Source organism: Sphingobacterium sp. xlx-96 (assembly GCF_011007365.1).
Classification (GTDB): Bacteria; Bacteroidota; Bacteroidia; order Sphingobacteriales; family Sphingobacteriaceae; genus Sphingobacterium; species Sphingobacterium luzhongxinii.
The window spans coordinates 293,006-314,192 of sequence record NZ_WFKM01000001.1 but is presented as its reverse complement, the minus strand read 5'-3'; the positions used below and the strand labels follow the sequence as shown (position 1 = coordinate 314,192).

The window sequence follows — 21,187 nt, the reverse complement described above, 5'->3', positions numbered from 1 at the left end:
TTAATTTAATGGTATACTGAAATAAAAAGTAGTTCCTTCTCCACTTACGCTATTGACACCGTAAGTACCTTTATGCTGCCTCACTATTTCAGCGCAGATATACAGTCCAATCCCTAATCCCTGAAACTTAACAGATGATTCTTCGACCCGGTAGAATTTCGAAAAAACATAGTCCTGCTTCTCTTTGGGAATACCTATTCCAAAATCCTGAACTGCAATATATGCATGCGAATCACGTTGTTCGGTTTTAACCAATACCTTTTCAGATCCTGGAGAATATTTTATGGCATTCGTCAAGAAATTGATCAGTACTTGCTCAATACGGATTGCATCTGCGTTAACTTCATCTACAAAAGGCTCGCCCTCGCGCTCGATGCGAATAGCTACATGTTGATGTGTATGTGAGATGGTGTCTATGGCATTAACAACCAAAGATTCTAAATCAAAAGGTCTACAGTTAACCTTTAGCTTACCGTTCTCTATCTTAGAAATATCAAGAAGATCAGCAATAAGACTCTCTAATTTAATTACTTGATCTTGTGCACGATGGATATATGTAGAAACCTGTTCATTTCCTGTCGAGACAATCAATCTTTCCAAAAGTTGAATGTAAGCCTTTATACTGGTCAGGGGTGTTTTCAACTCATGACTAGCAATACTTAAAAATTCATCCTTCTTATTCTCGATCTGCTTTTGATCTTCAATATCAGTAAACGTACCAACCCAGCTGTTTCTCTCAACTCCTTCCTTAACAGGTATGATTCGAAGCAAGTGAAAACGATATACCTTTGTATCGACATTTCGGATACGTACTTCAGCTTCAAAAGGTTCACCTGATTTTATATTTTCTTCATAAAATGTATCGATCGAAGTATCATCGATATGAATTTCAGGAAAATCTATAGCTGTCTTTGCATATTTAAACCAATTTTCATTAACAAAAGTAATCTCTCCCGAAGAGTCTGCGGTAAATGCTATCTGTGGAATAGCTTCCAGAACAGTATGAAAGAAGTCTACTTTTACTTTCAGTTCTTCCTGCGCTTTCTTTCTACTCTCAACCTCAAGTTGCAATTTACGCTTCACCTCATTCAAGGCTAAAGTCTGCTCATACAATCGGTAAAAAGTCTTTACTTTGAGCATCAGTATATCAGGATCTACAGGTTTAGTAATATAATCAATACCTCCTGAAGCATAACCTTTCGCTATGAATTTTTTATCGGTGTTGACTGCCGATAAGAAAATAATAGGGATTTCCTTTGTTTTACTATATCCAGCCAATATCTCTGCGACTTCAAATCCATCCATTCCAGGCATCTGAACATCGAGGATGATCAACGCATAATCTATTTTCAAGACCTTTTTTAAAGCTTCCTCCCCAGAAAGCGCAGTATCCACATCAAAACTCTTCGATTCTAATAAGCTCCTAAGCGAAAAAATATTTTCTGGCTTATCATCCACAATCAAAATCATCGATAAACAATTAGTTGTTCTATTTCAATTAAAGGCCATATATGCTACATGCAGGAGAAGCCTCTACCAAAATAATAAAAAAAAGAAAAAGAATCGAACCTAGCACCTATAAAACTTGGTTGATAATAAAAGATTGATTGTTAAACATTATATTATCTCCTAGCGCTTTACCTAAAAACAATTTACCTATTGGAGACTTTGGAGAAACGACATATAAATCAGGATACATTGGTAGACGACCGATACTTACCGCTATAAAATACCAAGTACTCTTATTAACCTCAACTAAACTACCAATAGACAAAACAGATGAGGCTTGATAAGTATGCTTAATTCGTTCAAGGCTCTGTAGATCTTCATTAGCTAAGCTCAACTGTTGTTGAAATCGACTTAAATCCTGCTGAATCATCTCTCTACTTGTTTCATATTTATCCCCGGCACTACTTTTCGTATCTTCCAACAGGGAGTTGTTCGCAGAATCTATAGCCAAGGTAATTTCCTTAATTCTATTCTGTACATATTCAAAACATGCCTCTAATATATCTTCTCTATTCATATGTATATAACTTGTTTTTTATCTGTCATATGGAATATCCAAACTATATTATGCACGCTTTTATAACGAAAGGGTGTGCATGCTGCTTCGCGGTCATTCGTATTTGCGCAGAACTGCTCCATGGATATTTCATTACATATCACCACTATTATAAACGATGAACGCCCGATTAACACGGGCGTTCACAAATTTCATTGTATTTGTAAGTCTAGTTTTTCAAAGCTTCTTTTACGTTTTTAGCTTTTCTCTCCGCTTCATTCGCTGTTTCTTTAACAGCATTTTCAGCTTTCGCACCAGCATCTTTCAACTTTTCTCCAGCCTCATCAGCAGAATTTTCGATCGCAGCGCCTGTCTTTTTTGCTGCATCTTTCGTAGCGTCTACCGCATTCGTAACACCAGACTCCACCTTTTGGCCAGCATCTTTCAATGCTTCTTTGGCTTTATTCCATACAGCCTCAGCATCTGCAAGGGTTTTGCGCGCAGTTTCTTCCGCTTGCTTGTCACCTTTGGCGACAGCTGCCTCTAGATCGGCCTTAGCTTTATTATAATCCGCTTCTGCCTTCGCTGCAGCATCTTCGGATATTTGATCCATCTTGTTCAAAGAGTGATCCAATTGTTCACCTGCTGTAACCTCACCGTCCGCATTTTTGTCCTTAGAAGGAGAATTGTTGCACGATGCAAATGTTATTGCTCCGGCTACCACTGCTAATAATACATTTTTTTTCATTAGATATAAATTTTAAATGGCGATGGATCTATCAGCTATACCGATATCTTCTAGAATACGATCGACGCATGATCCATACAAATGAGTTTAGTTAACGCTACTAAATACTCAATTTGTGTGCCAAAACAAAACTCTTACCATTCTACCCAATAGGTACATGCTACCCGGATTGTAAGGGGTGAATTTCTAAATCAAAAAACTAAAATTTGGGATAAATTGTACCCTTTGCAGCTTCTAATGTATTTTTTAGCAAACCGACGATAGTCATTAATCCTACTCCACCTGGTACAGGGGTAATCCATGAAGCTTTTGCCGCTACATTATCAAAATCAACATCTCCGTAGAGCTTAAAACCAGACTTTGTTTCTGTAGAGTTTTCTCTATTGATTCCCACATCGATTACGATCGCTCCTTCCTTCACCATATCAGCCGTTACAAAGTTCTTTTTACCTATCGCTGCAACAATGATATCGCCACGCAAAACCTCTGTCTTAAGATCTTTTGTTCTACTATGCGTCAAAGTAACTGTACAATTTCCGGGATTACTATTTCTAGCCAACAGGATACTCATTGGCGAACCGACGATATTGCTTCTCCCTACAACCACAGCATGTTTTCCTGCTGTGTCAATACCATAATGCGAAAGCATCAACATAATACCATAAGGTGTTGCAGGAATGAAGCATGGCAAATTACGCTGCATCCGACCTAAATTAATGGGATGGAAACCATCAACATCCTTTCTATGATCGATAGCCTCCGTTACCTTATCCGGGTCAATATGAGCTGGTAAAGGCAACTGTACAATCAATCCATCAATAGTAGGATCTGCATTTATTTCCTGAATTTTAGCGATCAATTCCGCTTCAGAAACAGCAACATCATAACGGATATTAGTTGACTCAAAACCTACCAGTTCACAGTTTCTCATTTTACTGGCTACGTAAGTTTCACTACCGCCATCATTTCCTACTAAAATAGCAACAAGATGAGGCTTTCTTCCAGCAGCAGCGGTGAAAGCCGCGGCTTCAACTTTTATATCTTCTTTAATCTTTGCAGATACTTCTTTACCGTCTAATATATTCATAGTACTTAGTAGTTCGTATTTAGTAGTTAGATACCGTATTTAAACAGGAGATTTGAGTACTCATATAGTCTTTCATCCTCGCTCCGTGCCCGTTGATTTTCTAACTTTTAATCTCTTAACCTTATAACTCTTTTTAGTCTAATTTCAACACTGCCATAAACGCCGACTGAGGAATCTCGACGTTACCTACCTGACGCATCCGTTTTTTTCCTTTTTTCTGTTTTTCCAACAACTTACGTTTACGGGAGATATCACCTCCGTAACATTTTGCAGTTACGTCTTTACGTAGAGCGGATATAGTCTCTCTGGCAATGATCTTTGCTCCGATAGAAGCTTGGATCCGGATTTCAAACTGTTGTCTAGGCAATAATTCTTTTAATTTCTCACAGATTTTTTTACCAAAATCATAAGCATTACTTCTGTGAATCAACGAGGACAATGCATCGACCGGTTCATCATTCAGTCGTATATCCAACTTCACCAAATCCGAAGTGCGGTAACCAATCTGATGGTAGTCGAATGAAGCGTATCCTTTTGAAATCGTTTTCAACTTATCATAAAAATCAAACACGATCTCTCCCATAGGCATCTCGAAAACCAATTCTACACGATCTGATGTCAAATAAGATTGATTCATTATCGTACCCCTCTTTTGGATACACAGAGACATTACAGGGCCCACAAACTCTGCCTTGGTAATTATATTAGCTTTGATATAAGGTTCTTCAATGGAGTCCAATTTACTCGGATCAGGCAGGTCTGATGGGTTATGAACGACCACTTCCTCTTTATCCTTACTTAGGAATGCACGGTAAGATACGTTGGGAACAGTAGTGATCACCGTCATATCAAACTCTCTTTCTAAGCGCTCTTGGATAATCTCCATATGCAGCATACCTAAGAAACCACAACGGAAACCAAATCCTAAAGCTGCAGAAGACTCTGGCTCAAAGACCAAAGAAGCATCGTTTAATTGTAATCGATGCATGGACTCGCGCAACTCTTCATAATCTTCCGTATCGACAGGGTAGATACCGGCAAAAACCATGGGCTTCACCTCTTCAAATCCTTGGATTGCATTCTGACATGGGCGATCTTTATGCGTGATTGTATCACCCACTTTTACTTCGCGCGCTTCCTTAATACCAGAGACGATATAACCGACATCACCTGTCTTAATCACATCTTTAGCGACTTGGTTCAATTTCAAAGTACCAACTTCATCTGCATAGTACTCTTTACCGGTAGCAACAAATTTGACTTTATCTCCTTTTCTGATTTCACCATTCTCCACTTTAAAGTAAGCCATAATCCCTCTGAAAGAATTAAAAACAGAATCAAAAATCAGAGCCTGTAAAGGTCCATCTGGATCTCCTACCGGAGCAGGAACCCGTTCTACGATTGCTCGTAAGATGTCAGGTATTCCCAGACCTGTTTTTCCAGATGCAGGGATAATATCTTCTCTTTTACCGCCGATAAGATCGATAATTTGATCTTTAACCTCTTCCGGCATAGCACCAGGCAAGTCCATCTTGTTCAATACAGGAATAATCTCCAGATCATGCTCCATCGCAAGATACAGATTGGAAATAGTTTGAGCCTGTATTCCTTGAGATGCATCCACAATTAATAAAGCACCTTCACACGCAGCGATAGATCTGGATACTTCGTAAGAAAAATCAACGTGTCCCGGAGTATCAATGAGATTAAAGATGTATTGCTGTCCATCTTGAACATAGTCCATCTGAATAGCGTGACTCTTGATGGTAATCCCTCTCTCCCTTTCCAAATCCATATTATCCAACAGCTGTGCCTGCGCTTCACGTTGGGAGATTGTATTCGTATATTCCAATAATCTATCTGCCAAGGTACTCTTTCCGTGGTCGATATGTGCTATTATACAAAAATTGCGTATATGCTTCATATAGGTTTTATGCCTTCTTTTTATAAACGGCAAATATACTGTAAATAGGTAATATATCATAGGGTTTGTTTTAAGCGTTTAAACCCGCTTTTTAAAAATTAAACTTATAGAAAAACAGCTCATTTTAACCTAAAATTTTAGGAATTGGCACACATTTGACACACTTTTATCACACTTTGACACAAAAAAAAAAACAGCCTTAATTAGCTGTTTTTACTTAATAACTCTAATTTTCTACGTTCTTCATAGGTTAGTTTTTTTGGTAATTCTTTTTTCACTTTACCCTTACTTTTTTCCTTTGGCGTACTAGTTGCAGATTCAATTATAATATCTTTTATTAACTGCTTTGCATCTATTTTATTCAACGCTTCAATAAGCTGATAAATATTTAAATCTTTTGGAAATGTCCTAACATTGTACTTCTTCTTATAAGCATCAATACCATTAGATAGACCATCTAACATATCTAACACTTCATCATAGCTAACATCTACAACAACCCTAGCATGTACCCTATCTTCTTTTTTAATTGATTGTAGAGCTTTAATAAGCCTTAAAACATTGGATGTTTCAACTTGAGGAATTTGATACAATTTAGCAATACTACATAGCCTAGATGTAGTTATTGTGTGTAAGCTAGTTACTATTTTATAGTTATCCATTAATATTCTGACCATGTTTTAAAGTAGGTTGCTAAATCATTGAATTTTTCATTGACGTGTAATATCACTTCATTATCAATATTTATAACTACCCCTTCTTCAATTTCTGCAACATAATAAGAATATGATGTTTCATCATAATTAGATAGAATATTCCTTACAGCACTTTTAAAATCATTTAAATCATAAATACATGGTACTTCTTTAAGTTCAGTATATTTATAAGCTAAACCATCAATTAATTCATTTGCATCATTCAGTAGTAAAATTTCATTTTTCATTTCTTATATTTTTTTAAATTATAGCACCATTGCCATACAACAAAAGAGCAGGAAAAACAAGACATTGCCAATAGAGAATTTTATACTAATTAGTTTAAACTTAAAGCACTGATATTAAATCAAATAATTTTTATAAAAAGTGGAATATTTTTTATTGTGTAACAAATAATTATCTTCAACACCAATAGTTAACAATAATATGAAAGAAATTAAGGATAAAATAGGAATAGGTAGTTTAATAGCTTTAATACTTGTTGGTGCTGTTGTATTAGTTGCTATTGTCAAGGCTTTAAATTGCTGTGTCCCTGAAGCATCTAAATTTGATGTTGCTATATGGGGTAATGTTTCAGAATGGTTTACTTTTTTGGTTGCTCTTATTGGTGGGGTTTTCATTTATAAAACACTAGATTCCCAAATGAAGGTTCAAAAAGACCAAAACAGAATATTTAAGATTGAGGAATTAAAATATTTAAGAAGTATTAGACCTGAAGTTAATTTTAAGCCTAGTTCAAATAAAAAAAATTGGGATATACCTTATAGCAACTCATGGGACAATAAATTATTAAGTATTTTCTTAACATTCAATCTAACAGTTGACAAAGATTGTAGTATCACTTATAAGATATACACCATTAACAAAATTTTTATTGAAAAACACCAGAATTTAATAGCAGGTAGAATTCCGATAAAAATCACCTTAAAGAATATTGCAGATGAAAATCAGCCACCAATTTTTGAAAATCTGCTTATTGAAATTCACTATATTGATAAAGATAAGAATGAATACCAATACACTGAAGAGCTAGGAATTGATTATTCACCTAGCAATCATTCTATAACCTATCTTAAATTATCTAAATCTGATGAATTGATTAATACTGTTTACTAATCTTCCTTTTTAGACTCTTTATTACCTATCCAATTTGATAAATAATCTTTCACCTTATCAACTAATGCAATCCCTGTTGTTCTTTCAACTGTACCAACAATTTCAATTAGTTGTGCAGTTATAGGTATAGCAATAATTAGTTTAAAAAAATCAAATGCTTCTTTAATCAGGTGCTGTTGCACTGCATTAACAGTTATAACCAAAATTGAATACATTATGACTTTAATTACAAATGGTTGGGTAATCTCCCAACATCTTTTACTTTTCCATTCTTTCAGCATCCATACCCCCAAATCAATCAAATAATCAACTATCACCAAAAACATCAATAGAATATATAATTCCCATACAGGGGCAAAAAATGCAGAAATAAATAATAATAACTTAGTCACAAATGATGAAGTGATGAATTGGTTAAATGCTTCTTCTATCCCCTCTATCATATTTTATTTATATTAATGTATGTGGTGTTGTTGTCATACAATACATCACCTGCTTTCATTCTGCTCATAGCTGTAGCAGTAGATAAACCAAATGCTTTCTCAAAATGTGGGCTATCTTTAAATCTCCAATCCCCCCCCCATGCATAGCCATGTTTTTTGAATTCATTTACTACCTGCATCCAATACTTGTTTTCATCCCAACTAGCAGTTTCAAATGTTCCATTTAGGTCTTTATCATACAACAAAACAAAATCAAAAGCTAATCCATAGTTATGCCAGCTGCTACCACCTTTTGCATTAGTTACTATCTTACCTTTGGTTGTCCTACCTTGTGCATACAATGCATCTTGCTCACTAATACTTCTTAGTCCTTGGCTAATTCTCAATCTTACACCCTTTGGTAATGCAAAATTGATTGTTAAATACAATTCCTTTACTTCATTTCTTATAATTGGATGTAGTTTATCTATCCTTTCTAATGATATTTTATCAGCAAATTCTAATCTCTTATCCATATATCTTTATGGATAAATATTAGCTTCTTACAAGCCTTCAGATAGATTATTATTCAGGAATCAACACTTTACATTGGTATTATTAAAGTGCCTTAAAAGGGTTTAAATTTGATGTAGATAAAGATTAGTATAACCACCACAATCAGCCAAAAATAGGTAGGTAATAAATTTGAAAGAATTGGCTTACTATCTTTTTTTATCACCTCTTCATGTTCTATTTTAGTAGCTAATGAATCTTTAACAGATACATTCAAATCTGTTTTCACTTGTTTTACCTGCTCCTTACCTGTTTCATTTTTTGTTGTGTAAATTTTCTTTGTAATTCTACCTACACTATCATATTGTTCTTCATAAATCAGGTTTGAATTACTCCAATTTTTGATAGAAAACAATGAATCAGTTTTAGTTTTTACATCTATTTCAACCCTCTTTTGTTCTTGTATGTTGGTTAAGGTTTCTTTATTTACTTTACATCCTGACAATAACAGCAGGATGAATAATATTAAGTATTTCATATTTCATTTAATAAAAAACCCCTTACCTATCTAATGGTAAAGGGCAAAATCTCTATTGCTTATTTTTTTATAAAAAACTGCAATTGTTTCTAAATACATTGAAGGTAACTGTAAATGCAACCCCTGATACCCTATCACCAAATGAATCAGAAAAAGGTACTATTGATACATTTGGTTGTATCTCTATGTCATCATGATTTTCCAACCATTTCAAAAAATCATTTGCTATTTCATTCATGTTAGCTACAATTTCAAAATCCATTTCAATATCATCAGCATCTGTTAAATCCATCACATAAAATTCAAATCTTGCAGTATTTTGCATACCTGCTTTATAGTTAGAATCCAAATAATTGTAATTCAATAAAGGATAATGTAAATCTTTATATATGCTTAAATTGTCTGTGTCACCAAATTTTATTGTATTTATCATGTTGTGGTTAACCCAATAATTATTTACAACATCTCTTATATATTTTAACCCTCTAATCATACCTTACCACCTTGTTTTATTTGCCTGACTATTGTATAAATGTTCACTTATATCAATTCTATCAGGGATGAAAATACCCATGCTTGCAGATGTTGTATCTGCTTGTACATTAGTATTTGTTTCTTCATCATTATCACTTTTAAAATAATCTATTAGCCTTTTTTTATAACTATCAAATTTTAGCATTATCAGTTGTTGGAATGAATCAACTTCTTTACTACTCTTTGCTGTTAATGTTGCATCTGTTGATACATTTACACCTTTATTATTTACTTTATTGTGCAAATAAGGTAATGCATAAGCTACAGTACCATAAATCAAAAAAGGTTTAATTACATCTTTTATTACCTCTTTATCTTTATTTGTTAATGTACCTTTATCAACACCTGTATTAAGTTTTTTTAAATACTTTTCACCTATTAATGGTTGCAATTCTAAATCAGTTACTTCATTAAGTGCAAACAATAATATGTTATCATCAGTATTTGATGCTACTATTGAATTGCTTTTTATATCATATATATTTATTAAATAAACTTTCATATCTTTTATTTTTTATAAACTCTCACAGGCTTAAATTCATGCCTACAATGCCTGTTAACTTCTCCTGTGTTCTTATTTTTCCAATAACCACCGCCAAATTTCATTACATCATACCCCAAAACAGCAGAAAATGATTGTATATCAGCCATTGAAAAATACTTATCAGAATCAATAATTGATTCACAAAAATGTCTAGTGGTAGGTATTTTGATTGCACCATCTGCTTCAGGTCTCTTTACATAATCATAATAAATTTCAATCTTATTAGCATTGTTAATTAAACTTGGTGCAGTCCACATTTTGTTGTTTTGTGTATTAATCTTAACGTCAATCAAACCTGCATTTTTAAGTAAATCAATACTTGTCTGTACATCAGATTTTGATACTGAATAACCTAATTCATTTGAAATCTTTGCTGATGCTTCATCAATTGTCAATTCATTTATTTTATTGTCTAATAAATATTCTTCAATGCTTGAATAAGTACTTGCAAAGTGATATTCACCACATGAACTAAATTTTGATTCACCAATCAATATAAATTCATCTTTGTTATTACCAAGGTGTTTTACTTTTTCAAAATCTTCAGGTGTAGCAAAATAACCTTCTACTTCATCATCATCTTTTTTTTTAGAAAATGTTGAATTTGCAGGTGCATTTGTTGGTGAAATAGTGAATGTATTACTATTTGAAGTAATGAATACATCACCACCTTCAATAGGTTCAGCACCTTCAATTGCTCTTAATTCATTGATTGTAAATACTTTTTCTTTAGTGCTAGATTCTAAAGTCTTCTTGAATAGTACTTCTTTATCCTTTAAATCAATTTTGGGTAATCTTTCATCTGATTTAAATAATTTATTGAATGCAGAAACTATTTCAATTCTTTTATCTTTTACATAATTATTTTTAAATAATAAATATGCATTCTCTAATTCTGTTGCATTACCTAAACTACCTTCTTTTTCAATTCCAAAAAGTTGACTTGATGTAGCACTATGTGCAGATAATATATTTCTTTCTGTTTTCTTAACTATTTCAACAACTTTAGATGCATAATCATCAGCAGGTATTGTATCTATTTCTGTTTTTTGGTCTTTATTTGTTGCCCACTGCAACATAAAATTTTCCCCATCAACACCGTTGAAGACATCTTTAAATTTAGCTGTTGCCCTGTTCTTTGTTTGCTCATCAGGAATAGCACCAAGTACTGTAATTACCTTACCTACAGAAAAACCATTTGCAATTGAATTTTTGAATAACTTACTGATTAACATATCTGTAACTACATCTTCAATGCAGTTATAATCAGGTTCTACATAGACATTGTTTACTGAAATATTATAGCTATTGAAATAAAAAATCTTTGGTTGAAAATCTTCATTTTTAAATACATTATACTTTTCATAAGTGAAATAAGTACGTGGAAAATTAAACCAATCATCATTCACAAAGAATTTACTTTTAGATTTATTTGCCCTTACATGATGAAATGGTACATGGTAATAATACAAAGGTTCACCCAAAGCATTAAATTCAACTTTCACAGCAAAACCACCAAAAACAACAGCATCATTTATACATTTTTTTACCAATTCAGATAAATTATCATCTTCATTAACTTGTATATCATCCCCTATTATTTCACCTGATTCTTTATTAATAACACCATCAGAAAAAATATAATTTGATTTAGTCTGAAGTATAGCACCATGTAAGGCACTCTTTTTAGATATTTCAATCAAAAAATTTGGATATAGATTATCTATACCCCATTTAATCATCTTATCACCATTTGATTCTTTTGGCTCAATTGGTTGTGGAGTTATATTTTTAACAAATTTCTCTATATGTATATTTATATCACCTCTATTTTCCATCATAAAATTTTATTTTATTTTCATCTGATGATAATTCAGGTGTTTTTATTTCTTCTTTATTTGTGCTATCAATAACCCTTAGAAAACCTTTATATAATTCATCCCCTCCATCTATTATTTTTAATAGATAAATACCTGTTTTGGTAAGCATTGGTAAACCTAATGCTATATATCTATTATTTATTTCTGAAGGAAAAATGATATACCTATTGCTTTCATTTGTAGCCGTATCTGTAATATCAGCTTTTATGTAGCCCACTAAATCAGCTCTATTCAAAATTGGTATGTATAACCTATTTTTATCTCTACCTAAATCAATTATCATCTTCTTCTTTCCGATAAATATTAAGCATGAAAAAAGGCTACCCTATTGGATAGCCTTAACAACTCTATTTTAATTATAGTTAGATTAAAGTTGGTACTATAGTACCATCAACTTCTTTAACTCCACCATAAACATCACCTGCAAAAGATAATGCTCTATTTGAATCTGTTGCATTATGTGTACCTACTGCTTCAGTTAATTTAAATCCACCATCTACACCAATAACACTATATTTACCTGAACCTAATTCAGCAAGTATAATTACATCCTGTCCTAACAAAGACTTAACTAATGCTAATGATTCCTTATTAAATCCATTTATCACACCTGCAAATGTTGCAGTTTCTGTTAATATTCCATTTTCACCCATTGATGCAGTTTCTGTTATTGCTTCTGATTTAGAATGAAAATCTACTTTTGCAAATTTCTTAGTCTCTTTCAAACCTATTTCATTTATAACACCTGTAGCTGATTCAGCATATATTTTGGTGCTACCTGTTACTTTTTCAGCATCTTTATAGGCTAATATATATACCGCTTTTGTACCTGCTCTAAGGTCTTCACCACAACTAGCAACAAAAGGATTAATTGATTCACAATTCATATTTTTATATATTTTTTATTTATTTAAAAAAAGGTGATGATATTTTCACCACCTTCTTATTCTCTCTTTTATTATTTATTAGATAGATAATACACCAATTTCTTGGATGAAAATAGGTTTCATACCTAATCCAAATCTTCCTCTAATCTTCATTTCATCATCATTCTGTACATAGAATGCTTCAATTTGAACATTAGCACCTTCATAGTCTGTCTTTACTTGCAAGTTTCTTGCACGTGCTAAAACAACCTTACCTGAATTATCCAAACCATCTACTACATGGAATTTTGCTGAAGTACCAAATACATCATCTTTTTCACCTGCATTAAATAAATTCAAGTCAGTAATTTTTGCACGGTATGCTTTGTATTCTTTAGTACCAATAAACACACGGAAATCATCAGCACCTGTAACTTCTGAAGGCATTTCAATGTATGCATTCATTATTTTTTCAACAATATTAGCACCTGTAATAGCAGATAAATCATATGTACCTGTTTTCAATTGAGTTAAAAATCCATCAGCAAAACGCATGTTATCATTTGTATCAACAATTGATTTATCACCTGACCACACCAATTTTTCTACATCTTTTTTATTTAAATTGGTAACATCTTCAACAATCGCTTCACCAAACATCAAATCATCAGTTTGTTTAGATTTTTTCTTATTTTTCAAAACTTCACCTGAAAATTTAGATTGTAATGCTAATGAATCATAAGCTTGTTTAAATCCAATTGGTGCAACATATACAGATGCTTGTGTCAATTCAGTAGAACCTAATTCAGCTAATTTTGCAACTTTACCATCTTGCCATACCAATGTATTTTTCATCATGTTAATGTCTGAAGTTGTATTTAAAGGTGCTTCAGATACTGAACCGTGGTCAGATAAAAAATCCAAAGTTTGACCACCTAAAATTGATTCTGTAAAAAATTTTTCTAAGTTTTCACTAGCTAAAATTCTATCAGCTAGAGTATTAATATTATATCCCATTTTTAATTATTTTTATTTTTTAATCTTGCCATTGCTAACCATTTATTAGTTGGCTCTTCTTCTACCTTCACTTCTGAGAATTGTGCAGGTGTTGTTTTTAATTGATTCAAGAATTCTTTTTTGAATCCTTCTAAATCTTCTTTTGTTGGTAATGCAGAAAACTTTTCATTTAATTGTTTTTCTAATTCTGCAATCTTTGCTTCTAATTCTGTAATCTTTGAATCCTTATCTTCAGATAATTTTTCTTCTTCAACTACAGGGATATCAACAATACCTTCTTCAATCGCTTCATCTAAAGGCACTATTTCACCATCAGGTGCTTCAACAGCTAATACTTCTTCAGGTGCATTTTCATCTTCAGATTCTAATAAAACTTCACCTTTATCTTCTTCAGGTGCATTTTCAATTTTGGTAACTAAACCACCTGCTACAGTAATTTTTTCACCATTATCTAATTCATGTTCACCATCCGCTAAAGGTTGATTTTGCCCATCACCTGATGTTACAGCTTCAGCACCTTCAATACCATATTCAACTTTAGTATTAGTACCTTTGATTGTAGAAGATTTAAAAGATTCTTTAGAAAACTTTAATACCTTATTTAATTTTTCTGATAAATTTTTAAACATATTTTCTTCTTTTCCAATAAATATTAGTGACAATTATTTGATATTATATTTTTCAATAATACCATCTAATTCAATTTCCAATTCCTTATAAGCGTTCAATAAAGTATCTTCTGTAACCTTATTCATCTTCTCATATTGTTCAATAAAGTAGCCTTCAATGGAAAATCCTTTAAACACATTATTCTTTATTAACTCCCATACTTTGGCACTTTCAGGTGCTGTTTTATCTAAAGCTAATCCAACAATCCAAGTCCCTTCAGGTAATTCACCAAATGCTTCAGGTGCTTTAACACCTAATTTTGAATCTGTGATAAATGATTGAAATACAGTAGCTGTGATAAATGTATTGCTATGCTGTAGGTTTATTTTGGTTTGATAACCTTGTTTGAAATAATTTATTGATGCAGTCCTAATTGTTTCTTTTGAAAAAAACACCTCTTTACCACCTTCCCTAGGTATAAGTACATCAGGTTTCATTGCTACACCCAATAATTCCATTTTTTCAAAATTAAAAGTCTGCCTAACAGGTTCTTTTAATTTTGAAAATGCTATGAAATTACTTTCAACAGCAGGGTCATCAACTATTGAAATCACATTGACATCTAAACCTAAATCAGGATTTATTTTTAATTCTATTACTTCTTTTTTATCCATGTTCTTTTATGGATAAATATTAAGGAATGAAAAAAGGGATAGTATAACACTATCCCCTATTCTTTAATAACTACTTATGTTTTTAATAAACTTGTTTTTTTCCTCATTGGTCTGTAAATCCTGATTGGTTATGTAAGCCTTAACAACTTGATTATTATTACCTGATTCAGTTATTGCAGATGTTATATTATTAGTACCATTTTCTTCATTCCTTAATACAGTTGAATTAATTGTTGGTGCTGAATAACTAACAGGTGTATTATTAATTGCCTGACTTGCTGTATCACCTCCTTTAGCATCAGGTATTTTTACATCCATTATTTTTTTTACATTGACTAAACCGCCTGCAATTGCTGTTGCCATACCAACAAAGTTTGCAGGATATGGTAATTCTGCAAATGCTTTAGAACCTGCCACATAAGCATTCATTGTTGCACTAGCAATATTCATTGCTTTATTTGCAACAGTATGCTCACCAAACAGGTCTGAAGCTGTTGATAAAAATTCTGCTGTACCTTTAATCAAATCTTCATCATATGCTTTCTTTTCCTTATTTATTTTCTCTTTAGCTTTAGCATGGTCTTTATCAAGCTTATTTAATTTATCATTGTGTTTTTTGGTAGCATCTTCAATTTCTGTATTATTTGCTTGAATTGCTGATAACCTAGCATTTAAATCAACTTGTAAATTAGATATAGCAAATGCATTTGTTGAAGGGTCTAACATCAATTCTTTCAACCTCTCCTGACCTTCTACATACAATCTTTCATTCTCTGCATTTTCTAACTGCTTGGATTCAGTCAGATTGTACAATTGTGCATCAGCATATTCTTTTTGTAGCTGTAATTGGTTATCAAGTTTTTGTTTTTGTACTTCAAAAGAATCAACATCTTTATCAATTTCATTACCACCATTGGCTAATTCATCTTCAGCATTTTTCATTGCTATCTGAAGCTGTTTAACTTTTGATAAATACACTAATTGATTGTTCAATCTAACTTCTAAATCTTTCTTATGTTCATCAGTAGCATTTACTTTTGCATTATTGTAAGATTCAATTGTACTTAAATATTCAGCACTGAAACTATCCAAAAACTGCTGTCCATTATTTTTTATGAAATCAAAATATTGAGTATCATATTTTTTATTTATTGCATTAGACTCTATTTGTTGTGCTGATTCCAATTTCTGATAATCTTGCTTTAATTTTTTTGCTAATTCAATTTGCTCACTGTATTTATCTTTAATCTGCTTTAACTCTACCTGTCTTTGATTGTGATTAGATGCAAATGTTACTTTTTCAGCTTCTTTTAAATACCCTTTTAAAATTTTTAATTGTTCCTGATAAGCTTGTTGTGCTTCTTTAGCTTTTTCTTTTGCTGTATCACTAACTTCTTTTGCTTCATCCTGTAATCTTTTCTTTTCCTCAATAAATAAAATATTCTTTTTTTGATGTAAAACAATTAATTGTTCTTGTTCTTCAGCACTTAATTTTTCATTGACTTTAGCTTTTTGGTTTAGTAGATATATTTCATCTTCAGTTTGTTTTTTTCTAAGGTTGTATATCTCTTTTTCTTTACCACCTGATGCTTCCAACAATTCAATCTGTCTATCTATCCCCTTGTTTCTTGCTAGTGTTGATTGTTCCAATTTATCTAATGCTCTAGTTGCATCACTTGTAATACCCACAAAATCAGTAACTGCATTTTTCACCTTATTAAATCCATCCTCTAAAAATTTAAGTGATGGTAAGAATTTTAAAACTACTTCTTTGACCTTATCAAAATTTGCTATCAAAAAACCTATTGCACTAACAACTAACATAATAGGGATAGCTTTCATTGCTGTACCTAATATCTTTGAACTCACTGAAGCACCTTTATTTGCTTTACTTAATCCATCAGTTGCTGTTGTTGCTGTTTCTGTTGCATCTGATATTGTGTTAATAGTTTCTGTTGCTACTTTACCTGCTTTCATTGAAGCCATTAACCCAGTCCATTGTTTTCTAAACTGATTTAATGATTGTAAACCTTGTGCAATACCTTGTAATTGCATCAGCTTTGCCATTTGTTCCTCTGCACGTGATGCATCAACGCCCATGATTTGCAAAGCAGATGTAACACCACCAAACACCCCTGTCATTTGCTCACCTACTCCAATGAACTTACCAAATTTATCTGTTGAAATTGCATCAACTGCTGTATCAATATCAACTACAACTTTCTTTAATTCAGCTACCTTTAATACTGTTTGTTGAAATTCCTGTGTATTCCTTTCACCTGCAACAGCCATTGCATATAATCTATCTTCAAGCTCTCCAATCTCTCTATTAATATCCCTGAAAGGTTCATTTATATCACGTATTTTTAATTCTAATTCACCTGCTTCTTTACTAAGTTGTTGAAGCTTCAAAGGGTCTTTTGTAACCTTCTGTTCATCCCTTATTTTATTTAATAAGTCTTCCATTTCATGGAGTGAAAGAACCGTATTTTTTAAATTACCATTATCTGTTTTTGGGGCTAATTTATTTGAATTAGCTTTAGCAATAGCAGATTCAACATCTTTGATTTGTTGATTAACTTTCACTAAATCAGCACCTGATGCATTTATTTTAACATCCTGAAGCTTCTGTAATTCCTTTTCAAGCTTTTGTATTTCTGATGTTGCATCATCTACATTTGCACTTACATCTAATAATATTTTTTCTTCATTATTTCCTTTTGAAATTGCCATAATATTTATCTTCTTTTTCAATAAATATTAAAGCATAGAAAAAGGCTACCCATTTGGATAGCCTTAATTATTATTAGTGTGGTTTAATTATTTTTCCCTGTATTTATTATTGTCTCTTACTTCAGGTGATAGATGATTATATAGTACTTCTACTTCTTCATCAAGGTCGTAGTAATGAGAATAAGCAACCAACCCCTGATATTCCATAACAAAACCAAACAAGCCACCATTTTTAAATTTCAATACTACTACAGGCGTATTATTTTTACCTATTGCACCTTCAGTTACTTCAAATGATGGTGTTATTTTTTCCTTTATAAGTATCTTTTTGGATAAATCTACAATATCATCCTTTATCATTCCCTTAGTAAAAACTAGTTGTGTTTTAGGTTCTAATTCATTTGATTTGCTACAAGCTGTAACAACAAAAAGCATTACAATTAAATACAATATTCTTTTCATATTCATAAATATACCAGAAAAGGAAAGTATACCAAGTATTATAAAATAATTTTCTGTAGTATCAACCTACTTGGTATTGTTTGAGATACTTTATAATCCAAACTAATAACTTTATAATAATTACTACCTGTTGGTAAATCAATGTAAATTGGCCTGCTTAAATCTAAATTTGAGACATCATTGGAATTTAAGTAAACGTTAATATCCAACATTATTGTGTCATCATGATTATTCTTTGTTATCATTTTTTCAAAGAAAATATCATATAAATTCTTTTTAATACCCGATACAGATTCATAAATTTCAAATGGTACACCATAATTTAAATCAAATATTAATCCTACACCTTCATATACTGTTGTTACTTCTACTATCTTGGTTATTGTTTGTCCTGTCTCATAAGTAGATGGTACATTGTCTTTGTATTTTAGTCTCCTAATGAGTTTTAAAGGAGTTGATAATACTCTACTATTTTTTACAAATAACAATCTGAATTCCGTCTCATATACCTCTTTTAAATTTTCACTACTATACTTTAACATCAAGGGATAAATTACGTTAGTATACATCCTAGGAATAATTGTTGGGGTAAAGATTGAAGTAAGAGTTGTTTCATCTTCTTTATATTGATTTCCTGTATCTATCTTCTTTGTTCCATATACTTCTTTGTATTTCTTTTCATAAGCTTCATTTAACCAATCTTCTCCTTTTGAATATGTCCATGTATATTTTTTACTAAGGGTTGATAATGGTGAAAGGGTATAATTACTTACATCAACCTTACTTGACCAATCCAAAGCATTACTAACAATCAAATCAGCATTTTCTTTTTTATAATATTCATTGTATGTTGTAAACATTAAATGTTTTGAATTCTCAATTTTGGAATAACATATCAAATTAAACATCCCCATTATTTCCTTCACCAAATCTACTTGCTTGATATTAGGGATAAGAAATTTATTAAATTCCACCATATCACCATCAGCTATTTCAATGTTAGTATTTTTGTATGTATTATTTCCAAACGTAACACTTGAAATTAATGATTTTCCTTTTACATTTTTGTAACCTTCATTTCTGCCCCCACCGCCACTATGATTATTACTACTTGGTACTTCACTTATATCAATGTTGTTTACTAATAGTCTCAGTCTTAATCTTTCCCCTTCAGTCAATGTTATTCTTGTTTTTGGAATAGCTACTTTTATAATGGGATTTTCTCCTGTCATAAATTTGGTAATACGTGTATATCCCCTGCCTATTTCAGTTAAATCTGTTCTCCCATCTAAACCTTCTCTATAAAGTATAACGTTAGCATTATATTTTACATTTACAGCGTTTTTCTGTGCTGTAGTAAGATTAGATGGTACATCCCAATTAGTAGCATCCTGAATATCAACAACAGCTTCAAAATCCATTTCCACATCCTTTTTAGCAACAAAAAAATCCCTCACTGTCCAATTAAAAATGTTGTTGTCTGTATAGCTTGGAAATGATTGATACACGGGGGTATATGGGTCAGAATCCGTTGATGTTCTTTCAACACCAAAAACTGTCTGCGTGTTACTAGTATGTATGAAATGATACATTATATCATTTTTTAATTTTTCCTTTGTTGATGGTATAATCAGCTTATCTACTATGTTACCTATCTCACCTTCAAAAGTGACTTTGTAATTTCTGCTATTAAATATTTTGTTAAAATATTCTTTCAGAAATACAGCAGGTTTTAAATTCTTCTTTGTCCATGTACTTATAGCTCCTGCGTTGTTTACTTCTTCAACTATTCCATGACCATAATCAATTAACGGGTATATATAACCTGATGTATTGGTAGTGGAATTTTCAATGTTACCAACATTATAAACATGGTTCAAATTGGAAAAATCCAAATCCTTCAGCATACTATCTTTTAGCTGTGCAAAAAATGAAGCTCTAAATCCTGTTATTATCCCGTCATAATAATTAACACCATTTTTTACCGTCACTTTTTCAATCCTAAAGTTACCCCTAGTTATTAAATTACCATCTTCATAAACCAATGCTTCTACCTGCTTTTTTAAGCTGTTATTAGCCCCTAGTTTACCCGTGCTTGTACTTACCCTATTTAAATTAAACAAGCTCCCCAGGACGTTATTATTATGCTTATTACCAACTATTTTTATTGTCTTAGTAACGTTATCTAGTTGCTTAGTTATATTATCTGAATCAATAATTTGATACAATAAATCAGTAACCAAACCACCATTTTCTAATTCAATCTGTATTGGTTGCTCATTTTCTGAACCAATCAAATATAATTCTATCATATTTATCTTCTTTTTCAAATAAATATTAAAGCTTAGCCTTTACTATATTTTTTAGTATTATTGAAGTGTGGATAGGTTGGAATTTATATATCAAGGAAAAACACTATATACACTTTTAAACAATTCTATTCCCATTGGGAACTTATCAGTGGTGATTTAGAGATTGAACTTGCTGATATTATTATTGATGCACTTATTTATAAGTATGAAAAAAACTTGATTGCTCTATGTGTTTATGATGGAGAAAGACAGATGGTAAGAGCTACCAATTTTCCCAACATTGGAAAGAAAAACGCCTACCACATTATGATTAATACTGTTGGTATTGCTGTGCTAAGTTGGGATGAAAAAGATGGATGGGAATACAACATTAGAAATGATGAATGGTTTGGTATTACTGAAATTGATATACTAATTGAATTATTAGAATCAAATTCCTTTCCTTGGTTAACACCAATAGAAAAAGGCTACCTTTTACAGTAGCCTT

General features: G+C 31.9%; 23 protein-coding genes. 2 read left to right on the top strand and 21 right to left on the bottom strand.

The annotated features are described in order from the left end of the window. The 7 genes from G7B20_RS01505 to G7B20_RS01475 form a co-directional block, all read right to left on the bottom strand. Positions 1 to 1,470, bottom strand: coding sequence for an ATP-binding protein (locus G7B20_RS01505; RefSeq protein WP_164108268.1), 1,470 nt, complete (start codon positions 1,468 to 1,470; stop codon positions 1 to 3). A gap of 106 nt (positions 1,471 to 1,576) precedes the next feature. Beyond that, complete coding sequence (locus G7B20_RS01500) at positions 1,577 to 2,026, bottom strand: 3-oxoacyl-ACP synthase (protein WP_164108267.1); 450 nt, start codon at positions 2,024 to 2,026, stop codon at positions 1,577 to 1,579. 208 nt (positions 2,027 to 2,234) lie between these two features. Continuing rightward, positions 2,235 to 2,753, bottom strand: coding sequence for a hypothetical protein (locus G7B20_RS01495; RefSeq protein ID WP_164108266.1), 519 nt, complete (start codon positions 2,751 to 2,753; stop codon positions 2,235 to 2,237). Positions 2,754 to 2,952: 199 nt separating this feature from the next. Continuing rightward, complete coding sequence (locus G7B20_RS01490; protein ID WP_164108265.1) at positions 2,953 to 3,840, bottom strand: bifunctional 5,10-methylenetetrahydrofolate dehydrogenase/5,10-methenyltetrahydrofolate cyclohydrolase; 888 nt, start codon at positions 3,838 to 3,840, stop codon at positions 2,953 to 2,955. Between the two features lie 133 nt (positions 3,841 to 3,973). After that, positions 3,974 to 5,764, bottom strand: coding sequence for a translation elongation factor 4 (gene lepA, locus G7B20_RS01485; protein ID WP_164108264.1), 1,791 nt, complete (start codon positions 5,762 to 5,764; stop codon positions 3,974 to 3,976). 203 nt (positions 5,765 to 5,967) lie between these two features. After that, a complete protein-coding gene (locus G7B20_RS01480; RefSeq protein WP_164108263.1) occupies positions 5,968 to 6,441 on the bottom strand; it encodes a hypothetical protein in 474 nt (157 codons plus the stop codon). Continuing rightward, positions 6,426 to 6,707 carry a hypothetical protein gene (locus tag G7B20_RS01475; RefSeq protein WP_164108262.1) on the bottom strand — a complete coding sequence of 94 codons (282 nt, stop codon included), beginning with the start codon at positions 6,705 to 6,707 and terminating at the stop codon, positions 6,426 to 6,428. The genes G7B20_RS01480 and G7B20_RS01475 overlap by 16 nt, the downstream gene beginning before the upstream one ends. Before the next feature lie 199 nt (positions 6,708 to 6,906). Between G7B20_RS01475 and G7B20_RS01470 the strand changes: the two genes are divergently transcribed. Further along, entirely contained in the window at positions 6,907 to 7,596 is a 690-nt protein-coding gene (locus G7B20_RS01470; protein WP_164108261.1) for a hypothetical protein, read from the top strand. On the opposite strand, the gene G7B20_RS01465 is transcribed toward G7B20_RS01470, so the two are convergent. From G7B20_RS01465 to G7B20_RS01400, 14 genes are all read right to left on the bottom strand, one after another. After that, positions 7,593 to 8,039 (bottom strand): hypothetical protein, encoded by a 447-nt coding sequence (locus tag G7B20_RS01465; protein WP_164108260.1) that lies wholly within the window; start codon positions 8,037 to 8,039, stop codon positions 7,593 to 7,595. The genes G7B20_RS01470 and G7B20_RS01465 overlap by 4 nt on opposite strands. Further along, a complete protein-coding gene (locus tag G7B20_RS01460) occupies positions 8,036 to 8,554 on the bottom strand; it encodes a M15 family metallopeptidase (RefSeq protein ID WP_164108259.1) in 519 nt (172 codons plus the stop codon). The genes G7B20_RS01465 and G7B20_RS01460 overlap by 4 nt, the downstream gene beginning before the upstream one ends. A gap of 92 nt (positions 8,555 to 8,646) precedes the next feature. Continuing rightward, positions 8,647 to 9,069 (bottom strand): hypothetical protein, encoded by a 423-nt coding sequence (locus tag G7B20_RS01455; protein ID WP_164108258.1) that lies wholly within the window; start codon positions 9,067 to 9,069, stop codon positions 8,647 to 8,649. A gap of 67 nt (positions 9,070 to 9,136) precedes the next feature. Next, positions 9,137 to 9,562 (bottom strand): hypothetical protein, encoded by a 426-nt coding sequence (locus G7B20_RS01450; protein WP_164108257.1) that lies wholly within the window; start codon positions 9,560 to 9,562, stop codon positions 9,137 to 9,139. A gap of 3 nt (positions 9,563 to 9,565) precedes the next feature. Next, the gene (locus G7B20_RS01445) at positions 9,566 to 10,105 is read right to left on the bottom strand and encodes a hypothetical protein (protein ID WP_164108256.1); all 540 of its coding nucleotides are present in this window, start codon (positions 10,103 to 10,105) and stop codon (positions 9,566 to 9,568) included. Between the two features lie 5 nt (positions 10,106 to 10,110). Then, positions 10,111 to 11,988, bottom strand: coding sequence for a hypothetical protein (locus G7B20_RS01440; protein ID WP_164108255.1), 1,878 nt, complete (start codon positions 11,986 to 11,988; stop codon positions 10,111 to 10,113). After that, positions 11,975 to 12,310 (bottom strand): hypothetical protein, encoded by a 336-nt coding sequence (locus G7B20_RS01435; RefSeq protein WP_164108254.1) that lies wholly within the window; start codon positions 12,308 to 12,310, stop codon positions 11,975 to 11,977. Before G7B20_RS01435 ends, G7B20_RS01440 begins: the two co-directional genes overlap by 14 nt. A 79-nt stretch (positions 12,311 to 12,389) precedes the next feature. Further along, positions 12,390 to 12,914, bottom strand: a complete 525-nt coding sequence (locus G7B20_RS01430; protein WP_164108253.1) for a hypothetical protein — start codon at positions 12,912 to 12,914, stop codon at positions 12,390 to 12,392. A 78-nt stretch (positions 12,915 to 12,992) separates the two neighbouring features. Continuing rightward, positions 12,993 to 13,910 carry a hypothetical protein gene (locus G7B20_RS01425; protein ID WP_164108252.1) on the bottom strand — a complete coding sequence of 306 codons (918 nt, stop codon included), beginning with the start codon at positions 13,908 to 13,910 and terminating at the stop codon, positions 12,993 to 12,995. A gap of 2 nt (positions 13,911 to 13,912) precedes the next feature. Continuing rightward, positions 13,913 to 14,572, bottom strand: coding sequence for a hypothetical protein (locus tag G7B20_RS01420; RefSeq protein ID WP_164108251.1), 660 nt, complete (start codon positions 14,570 to 14,572; stop codon positions 13,913 to 13,915). Beyond that, a complete protein-coding gene (locus G7B20_RS01415; protein WP_164108250.1) occupies positions 14,573 to 15,193 on the bottom strand; it encodes an XkdF-like putative serine protease domain-containing protein in 621 nt (206 codons plus the stop codon). It lies immediately after the preceding gene. A gap of 63 nt (positions 15,194 to 15,256) precedes the next feature. Further along, entirely contained in the window at positions 15,257 to 17,926 is a 2,670-nt protein-coding gene (locus G7B20_RS01410; RefSeq protein ID WP_164108249.1) for a hypothetical protein, read from the bottom strand. An 87-nt stretch (positions 17,927 to 18,013) separates the two neighbouring features. Beyond that, positions 18,014 to 18,388, bottom strand: a complete 375-nt coding sequence (locus G7B20_RS01405; RefSeq protein WP_164108248.1) for a membrane lipoprotein lipid attachment site-containing protein — start codon at positions 18,386 to 18,388, stop codon at positions 18,014 to 18,016. A 38-nt stretch (positions 18,389 to 18,426) separates the two neighbouring features. Beyond that, positions 18,427 to 20,700 carry a hypothetical protein gene (locus G7B20_RS01400; protein ID WP_164108247.1) on the bottom strand — a complete coding sequence of 758 codons (2,274 nt, stop codon included), beginning with the start codon at positions 20,698 to 20,700 and terminating at the stop codon, positions 18,427 to 18,429. A 306-nt stretch (positions 20,701 to 21,006) separates the two neighbouring features. On the opposite strand from G7B20_RS01400, the gene G7B20_RS01395 reads away from it, so the two are divergent. Beyond that, entirely contained in the window at positions 21,007 to 21,183 is a 177-nt protein-coding gene (locus tag G7B20_RS01395; RefSeq protein ID WP_164108246.1) for a hypothetical protein, read from the top strand. Positions 21,184 to 21,187: the final 4 nt, after the last annotated feature.